The sequence below is a fragment of the Streptomyces sp. SPB074 genome (assembly GCF_000154905.1).
Lineage (GTDB): Bacteria > Actinomycetota > Actinomycetes > Streptomycetales > Streptomycetaceae > Streptomyces.
The window spans coordinates 3,227,053-3,234,850 of the sequence record NZ_GG770539.1 but is presented as its reverse complement, the minus strand read 5'-3'; the positions used below and the strand labels follow the sequence as shown (position 1 = coordinate 3,234,850).

Sequence of the window (7,798 nt, the reverse complement as noted above, 5' to 3'; positions counted from 1 at the left end):
ACGGCCCTGAGGCGCGGGAGAACCTGGAGGCACAAACGCCGCCCGGCCGCCCCGGAGGCCCCGTCGGTGCCCACCGCACCCCCGGCCCCTCCTCCAGCGCCACCCCAGCCTCAGGCCCGGGCGCCGCCTCGCGCCCCCGTCATGGCCCGACGAGCGCCCGCCGCCCCCGCCGTGGCCAGTCGAGCGCCCGTGACCCCCGCCGCGCCGCATGGCCGCGCCGCCGCGCCCCGCTGCCCCGCCGTCGTGCTCCGCTCGCCCTCGTCGTCCCCGCTCTCCTCGGCGTCGCCCTCCTCCTGATCCCGCTCCTCGGGGTCCTGGCCCGTACCTCGTGGAGTCAGCTCGGGACCCACCTCACCAGCCCCGAGACACTCACCGCGCTCCGTCTCTCCCTCCTCGTCTCGCTCGGTGCCCTCGGGCTCTCCCTTCTCTTCGGCGTGCCCCTTGCCTGGCTCCTCGCCCGCACCGACTTTCCCGGCAAGGCGCTCGTCCGGTCCCTCGTGCTGCTGCCGATGGTGCTGCCTCCGACCGTCGGCGGGGTCGCGCTGCTGCTCGGCTTCGGACGGCGCGGACTGCTCGGCCCGTGGCTGGAGGACACCTTCGGCATCGTCCTCCCCTTCCACACCTCCGGTGCCGTCCTCGCCGCCGCCTTCGTCTCCATGCCGTTCCTCGTCATCAGCCTGGAAGGCACCCTCGCCGGGCTCCGCCCCGGCTACGAGGAGACGGCCGCCTCGCTCGGCGCCTCCCCGCTGCGCGTCTTCCGTACCGTCACCCTCCCCCTCGTCGCACCCGGCCTCGCCGCCGGAGCCGCCCTCACCTGGGCCCGCGCGCTCGGTGAGTTCGGCGCCACCATCACCTTCGCCGGGAACCTGCCCGGCACCACCCAGACCCTTCCGCTCCAGGTCTACCTCCTCCTCCAGGACTCCCCGGAAGCCGCCACCTCCGTCTCCTTGCTCCTCCTCGCCATCGCCATGGCCGTGCTCATCGGCCTGCGCGGTCGCTGGACGGGCGCCACCCCCGGCACCCGCACCGCCTTCCGCCCCCGTACCGCCGCCCCCGGCACCCGAGCCGCCCGCTCCCGTTCGGCCGCCGTCACAGAAAGAAGACGACCGGGACCCCGCTTTTGGGTGCCCGCAAAGCCGAACAAAGCGGCGACTTCACCCGTTGGAGTGAAGAAACGGCGAAAAAGGGTAGAGCGCGCCCCGCCGGGCAAAGTGCCGGCAAGCAGTCCCGCGTCGAGCCCCCCGCCAGGCTCGGCGAAGGGCCCGCGTCCCCCACCTCCGGCAACGGCTTCGCACCCGGCGAGGCCCACGACATCACCGAGGAGGCCCATGAACCCATCCCCACGTACGCGCTGCACGCGAGCCTGAGCGGCTACACGAAGCTCGACCTCGACGTGGACCCCGGAACCACGGTCGCCGTCGTGGGCCGCAACGGAGCCGGTAAGACGACCCTCCTGCGGGCTCTTCTCGGCCTCACGCCCCGCGCCCACGCCGAACTCCGCCTCGGCACCGATGACGTCACCGCCCTGCCCCCGCACCGGCGCGGCGTCGCGTGGGTGCCCCAGGACGGTGCGCTCTTCCCGCACCTCAGCGCGCTCGCCAACACCGCGTACGGTCTCCGTGCCCACGGCGTCCCGCGCGCCGAGGCGCGACGCACCGCACGCGTGCACCTCGACCGGCTCGGAGTGGGGCACCTCGCCCACCGCCGCCCGGCCCAGCTCTCCGGCGGACAGGCCCAGCGCGTGGCGCTGGCACGCGCCCTCGCCGTACGCCCCCGCCTGCTCCTCCTGGACGAGCCGCTCGCCGCGCTCGACCAGTCCACGCGTGCGCAGGTGCGGCACGCCCTGCGCCGGCACCTCGACGGTTTCGGGGGCGTCTGCCTGCTCGTCACGCACGACCCGGTCGAGGCGGTCGCGCTCGCCGACCGCGTCCTCGTGCTCGACGGTGGCCGTACGGTGCAGGACGCGCCGCCCGCCGAGGTCGCGCGCCGTCCCCGCTCCGCCTGGGTGGCCCGGATGCTGGGCCGTAACGCCTGGCCAGGCACCCTCACCGCCGAGGGGCTGGCCCCCGCGTCGGGCGGTCACCTCGTCGTCGCGCCACCCGCCGACGCCCCCGCCCCGCGCCCCGGCGGGCCCGGGCTCGCCGTCATCGCCCCCGAGTCCGTCGCGCTCCACCCCGCCCGTCCGGCCGGCAGCCCCCGCAACGCGTACCCCTGCACGGTCACCGAGATCACCGCCCTCGGGAGCCGCCTGCGCGTCCTGCTCACCGGGCCCGACTGCCCCGACCTCATCGCCGAGATCACGCCCGGGGCCGCCGCCGACCTCGGCCTTCGCGAGGGGGTCCCCGTCTGGGCGAGCGTGAAGGCCACGGACATCACTCTCGTGGCCCTGTGAGGAAGGGTGGCGCGGGGCACCCCGGGAAGGGTGTAGAGTTGGGTTCACCGACGCGGGGTGGAGCAGCTCGGTAGCTCGCTGGGCTCATAACCCAGAGGTCGCAGGTTCAAATCCTGTCCCCGCTACTCAGTACGAAGGCCTCGGCGCCCCCAAGGCGCCGGGGCCTTCGTCATGCCGGAGCGCACCCCGCCCGGCGGCCCCCGACTCGCGGCCCGTCCCGCTCGGCGCGACCCTGAGGGAGTACGTACGCACAAGGGGCGCGGGCGCGCGCACGGCCGGTGGGAGACGAGCCTTGGGGCAGCGAGGAACGGGGCCGGGCGAGGACAAGGACACTCCACGCCCTGAACACCCCCACCCCGGCCCGCCCGCCACCCCCCCTTCCAGCACCTCGGCCCAGCGCGAACCTTCCGCCCAGCGTGAGCCCTCGGCCCAGCGCGAGCCTTCCGCTCAGCGCGAGCCCTCGGCGCCCCGTAAGCCGTCCGGCCCCCGGGAGTCCTCCGCTTCTGCGCGCCCCGCGCCTCCGCCCGACCGGCAGACCCGCGCCGACTCCTCGGTTCGGCCCGAGGCCCCGGCCTCCGCCGACTCCACGGCGCCCTCGGCCCCGTCGTCCGCGCCCGATTCCTCGCGCGATCCCTCGCGCGGCTCCTCGGCCGGTTTTTCGGCCGCGCGCGATCCGTCACCCGCGCCCCGTCCCCCGGCTGTCTCGTCCGACCCCGGCCCCGCCGCACCAGCCGCCGGTTCCGTACCCCCCTCCGGCCGGAAGCCGTCCAGCGACCCGGCGTCCGTCCCTGGCCCGGAGTCCGTCCCTGGCCCGGCGTCCGCCGCCCAGCCCTCGCCCCCCAGTGCCCCCACCCCGCCCCCCAGCACTCCCACCCGCTCCGACGCCTCCGCGCTTTCCGGCGGACCGGGTGGTGGGCCCGGTGCCGCTCGTGCCGCCGCCTCCCCGGGTGATTCCGCGGCGGCGGGCTCTGGCGGTGGTCCCCGCTCCGACTGGGACACGCCGCCGCGTCAGGACTACAAACCGGTCCCGCCCCCGCCCCGCCCCCGGCCCCGTTCGCAGCTCGCCGAGGTGTGGGCGCGGCGGGAGGTGGGTGTGCGGGTGGCGGTGCGGGTGCTGCCGCTGGTCCTGGTGGTCTCGGGGTTCGTCTTCGGGCTGTTCGCGCCGGTCACGTTCACCGGGGCGCCGTTCTTCGCCGCCGCGCCGCTCGTCGCCGCGCCCTTCGCCACCTCGCGGGACACCGTGGGGGTCGGGGTGCTCGCGGCGGTCGGGGAGAGCCTGCTCCAGATCATCCGGGGGCGGCTGCCCACCGAGCCGTTCCTCATCGAGCTGACCACGGTGCTCACCGTCGCCGCGCTCGCCGTGGTCATCAACGCCCTCATCCGCCGTGGGGACCGCCGCCTCGCCTCCATGCAGAACGTCGCCGCTGTCGCGCAGCGCGCCGTGCTGCCCGTACCGCCCGAGCGGATCGGCGGGCTGGATGTCGCCGCGCAGTACGAGGCCGCCGAGGCCGACGCCTTCATCGGCGGCGACCTGTACGCGGTGCAGGACACCCCTTACGGCGTCCGGATGGTGCTCGGTGATGTGCGGGGCAAGGGGCTCGGGGCGGTCGAGGCGGTCTCCGTCGTCATCGGGGCCTTTCGCGAGGCCGCCGAGCAGGAGCCGACGGTGGAGGGCGTCGCGCAGCGCCTCGAACGCGCCCTCGCCCGCGAGGGCCTGCGCCGTCGCGCGCTCGACGCCTTCGAGGGCTTCACGACCGCCGTCCTCGCGGAGGTCCCGCGCGGCGCCGCCGAACTGCGCCTCGTCAACCGGGGGCACACCGAACCGCTGCTCCTCGAACGTGACGGCCGCCTCCGCGTCCTGACCCCCGGCGAGCACGCCCTTCCGCTCGGTATGGGCGAACTCGGCGCCTGGCCCGACCGCGCCGAGATCATCGACTTCCCGCCCGGCGCGACGCTGCTCCTCTACACCGACGGCCTCTCCGAGGCGCGTGACGCGCGCGGCCGCTTCTACGATCCCGTCGCCCGCCTCGGCGGCCGGACGTTCCCGCACCCGCGCGCCCTGCTCACCACACTCACGGAGGAAGTCCTGCGGTACACGGGTGGCGCCACGACGGACGACATGGCCCTGCTCGCCGTACGCCGCCCCGAACCTCCCGCCGACGCCACGACGGGCGAGACGGCCGCGACTGGCGAGACCGCCACGACCGGCGCGGCAGGCGAGACCGGCCCGTCCGCCGCAGCGGGCACGCCCCCCGCTGCGGGCGCCTCCGGCGCGTCCCGCGAGCAGGGCGGGACCGGCGGCCCGTCAGGCCCGGCCGACGCCGCCGGATCGCAGCGGCCGAGGGCTGTGACCCCACGTAAATCCTTCGATAACAAATGACGGTCCATCCGATTCACAGCCTGGACGAATATCCGGTCAACTCGTCCGGATCACTCGCCACATGTCCGTTTAGCCGCTGGTGATGGCCGTAAAGGATCATCGGGAACGGCTTGGAATCACCCCTGCGGGTCTATTAACGTTCGATAACGCAGCGCGGTCGTCCCAGTCGGCACGAGCGTCGGCTCCGCGCGCGTGCGCCGAATCCCGCGAGGGAACCGGGGAACCACTCTTCTGGGGTGAATCGGGTGCCCTTACCGGTACCCGTAGGAGACCTTCCTGCTCCGAACCCGTCAGCTAACCCGGTAGGCGAGAAGGAAGGAAAGGAGAGTCGCCTTCGTGGCGTCCAACCCGCCTGCCCCCGGCCCCAGCGCCTTCCCCACCGGCATCCTGACTCCCGGTGGTTGGCTCCCGGCCCAGCCGCCCACCGCGTTCTTCGGCGGACCGTACGGGACCGACGTCCCCACCCCGTCGTACGGGACGGTCCCTCCGCAGTCGTACGGGTCGGCTCCCGCCGGGCCCCACGGCTTTGACGCCGCGCCCGCCGCGTACACCCACCCCGCGGAGCACCCCGCGCCGACGGCGGTCTACCCCGGCTCGGCCGGCTTCGGCGCCTGCGGCGACGACGCCCCCGGACCGGCCGGCGCATGGAACCCGACCGAGGACTCGCTCGGCCCCGTGCGCGGCAGACACCGGGTCGCCAGGCAGCGTGGCGGACTGGCCCGCAGCTCGACCGTCCTCGGAGTGGGGGTGCTCGCCGCCGTCGGCGCGGGTGGTATCGCCTCGGCGCAGGAGAAGCCGGCGGTCAAGCTTTCGCTGCCGGAGAAGGTCACGGAGGTGACCGGGCAGCTCAAGCAGGTGCTCCCGGACGCCGAGTCGCTTCCGGGCATCGGCTCGCTCGTGGCCGACGCCGAGGGCGACACGCCCGAACAGCTCGCGGTCAACCCCGCTGCCGCGCCGCTCACCAACGCCGGGCTCACCGACACCGACCGCGAGCAGGGCACCACCGACGCGGGCGAGGCGCTGCGCGCCCGCATCCTCGCGCAGGCCGAGAACCAGGCCGACAGCGCGGACCGCACCGCCCGCGAACAGGCCGAGGCGGTCGCGGCGCAGGCCGCCGCCGACCACGCCGCGCAGGCGCAGAAGAAGGCCGCGGACGAGCAGGAGAAGAAGGAAGCGGCGGCGAAGGCCAAGGCGGAAGCCGAGGCGAAGGCGAAGGCCGAGGCGGAGCGGCTCGCGCGGCTCGCCCGCAGCTACACCCTCCCCGTCGCCTCCTACACCCTCACCTCGCACTTCGGCGACGGCGGCTCGATGTGGTCCTCCGGGCACCACACGGGGCTCGACTTCGCCGCACCGACCGGTACGCCGCTCAAGGCGATCCACACGGCGACGGTCAAGGAGGCGGGCTGGTCCGGCGCGTACGGCTACCGCACCGTGCTCGCGCTCGATGACGGTACGGAGCTGTGGTACTGCCACCAGTCCTCGATCTCGGTGAGCGTCGGCCAGAAGGTGACGACCGGTGAGGTCATCGGACGCGTCGGCGCCACCGGCAACGTGACCGGCCCTCACCTCCACCTGGAGGTCCATCCGGCGGGCGGCGCGGCGGTCGACCCGCTGCCGTGGCTCCAGAACCACGGCCAGCAGCCCTGACCCTGCGGGCTGCGAGACGTTCGCGGCCCTCGTTCGTGCTGACGGATGCAACCGAGTGGGGAGCGGGAGCGGGGAGCGGCGGCAGGTGCCGGCAGCGGGCGCAGGCGGGAGCGGGAGCCGGGCGGTACGTGCCGGCCCCGCTGGTTCTTCCGCCCGCGGCGCGCCCCCGCGCGGCCGCACCCTCTCCGCCGGGAATTTCCCGCCCCCTTCGCGCGTTACTGCTCCTCATGACTTCACTCCGCGCTCTCGGTGCTTCCGGCATCGAGGTCTTCCCCCTCTCCCTCGGTGGCAACGTCTTCGGCTGGTCGGCCGACCGTGACACCTCCTTCGCCGTGCTCGACGGCTACACCCGGGCGGGCGGCAACTTCATCGACACGGCCGATGCCTACACCCACTGGGTGCCGGGCAACGAGGGCGGCGAGTCCGAGCGCATCATCGGCGAGTGGATGAAGGCGCGCGGCAACCGCTCCGAGGTCGTCATCGCGACGAAGGGCGGCGCGCTGCCCGCGCACAAGGGCCTGCGTGCCGCGACGGTCAAGGCCGCCGTGGAGGACTCGCTGCGCCGCCTCCAGAGCGACTACATCGACCTCTACTACACGCACCGCGACGACGAGACGGTCGAGGTCGGGGAGTTCCTGACCGCGCTCGACGAGCTGGTCACGGCGGGCAAGATCCGTGCCATCGCGGCGTCCAACATCTCCCCGGAGCGGCTCCAGGAGGCGCTGGACTTCTCCGATCGCGAGGGCATCACGAAGTACGTCGCGCTCCAGCCGGAGTACAACCTCGTCTCGCGCGACACCTACGAGGGCCGGCTCCAGGACATCGCCGGGCGCGGCGGGCTCGCGGCCGTCCCGTACTTCGGTCTCGCGGCCGGTTTCCTGACCGGCAAGTACCGCCCGGGCACCACCGTGGACAGCGTCCGGGCCGAGGGCGCGGGCAAGCACCTCGAAACGGCGCGGGGCCGCAAGGTGCTCGCCGCCCTCGACGAGGTCGCCGAGGCACGCGGCGCCGCACTCGCGACCGTCGCACTCGCCTGGCTCGCCGCGCGTCCGACCGTCGTCGCGCCGATCGCCAGCGCCCGCACCCCCGAGCAGCTCAAGGCACTCGTCGCGCTCGCGGACCTGACCCTCACCCAGACCGAGGTCGACAAGCTCACGGCTGCCTCCGCCTGAGCGATCCCGCCGCCGTCAGCCCGGCGGGGGCGTTCCCGCGTCCCCCGGCGCACCGTCCCCCGGCTGCTGCCGCCCCGTCCCCGTCGGAGCCCCGGCGGGGACGCGCGCGTACGGGGGCGTTCCGGGTCCGTACGGGAGCTGGCTCGGGCCGTACGCGGGATGCCGCCCTAACTCCGTACGGCGGCGGCGCCACGTACCCGTACGCCG

Annotated in this window: 3 protein-coding genes, 1 tRNA gene, 1 pseudogene and 1 riboswitch; all 5 genes and pseudogenes read left to right on the top strand. The window is 74.7% G+C overall.

Annotation, left to right across the window (positions count from 1 at the left end; all coding sequences use genetic code 11):
- Positions 1 to 230: 230 nt before the first annotated feature.
- Positions 231 to 2,392: pseudogene (locus SSBG_RS34635) on the top strand (ABC transporter permease).
- A gap of 51 nt (positions 2,393 to 2,443) precedes the next feature.
- Positions 2,444 to 2,517: transfer RNA gene (locus SSBG_RS13240), tRNA-Met, on the top strand.
- A 968-nt stretch (positions 2,518 to 3,485) separates the two neighbouring features.
- A complete protein-coding gene (locus SSBG_RS13230) occupies positions 3,486 to 4,772 on the top strand; it encodes a PP2C family protein-serine/threonine phosphatase (protein WP_078491296.1) in 1,287 nt (428 codons plus the stop codon).
- Positions 4,773 to 4,957: 185 nt separating this feature from the next.
- Positions 4,958 to 5,096: riboswitch (cyclic di-AMP (ydaO/yuaA leader) on the top strand.
- Positions 5,097 to 5,108: 12 nt separating this feature from the next.
- Positions 5,109 to 6,419, top strand: a complete 1,311-nt coding sequence (locus SSBG_RS13225) for a M23 family metallopeptidase (RefSeq protein WP_106429337.1) — start codon at positions 5,109 to 5,111, stop codon at positions 6,417 to 6,419.
- A gap of 227 nt (positions 6,420 to 6,646) precedes the next feature.
- Entirely contained in the window at positions 6,647 to 7,591 is a 945-nt protein-coding gene (locus SSBG_RS13220; protein WP_008746641.1) for an aldo/keto reductase, read from the top strand.
- Positions 7,592 to 7,798: the final 207 nt, after the last annotated feature.

Coding starts and splice junctions, on each gene's coding strand:
- SSBG_RS13220 (WP_008746641.1), top strand. CDS start 6,647: ATGACTTCACTCCGCGCTCTCGGTGCTTCCGGCATCGAGGTCTTCCCC.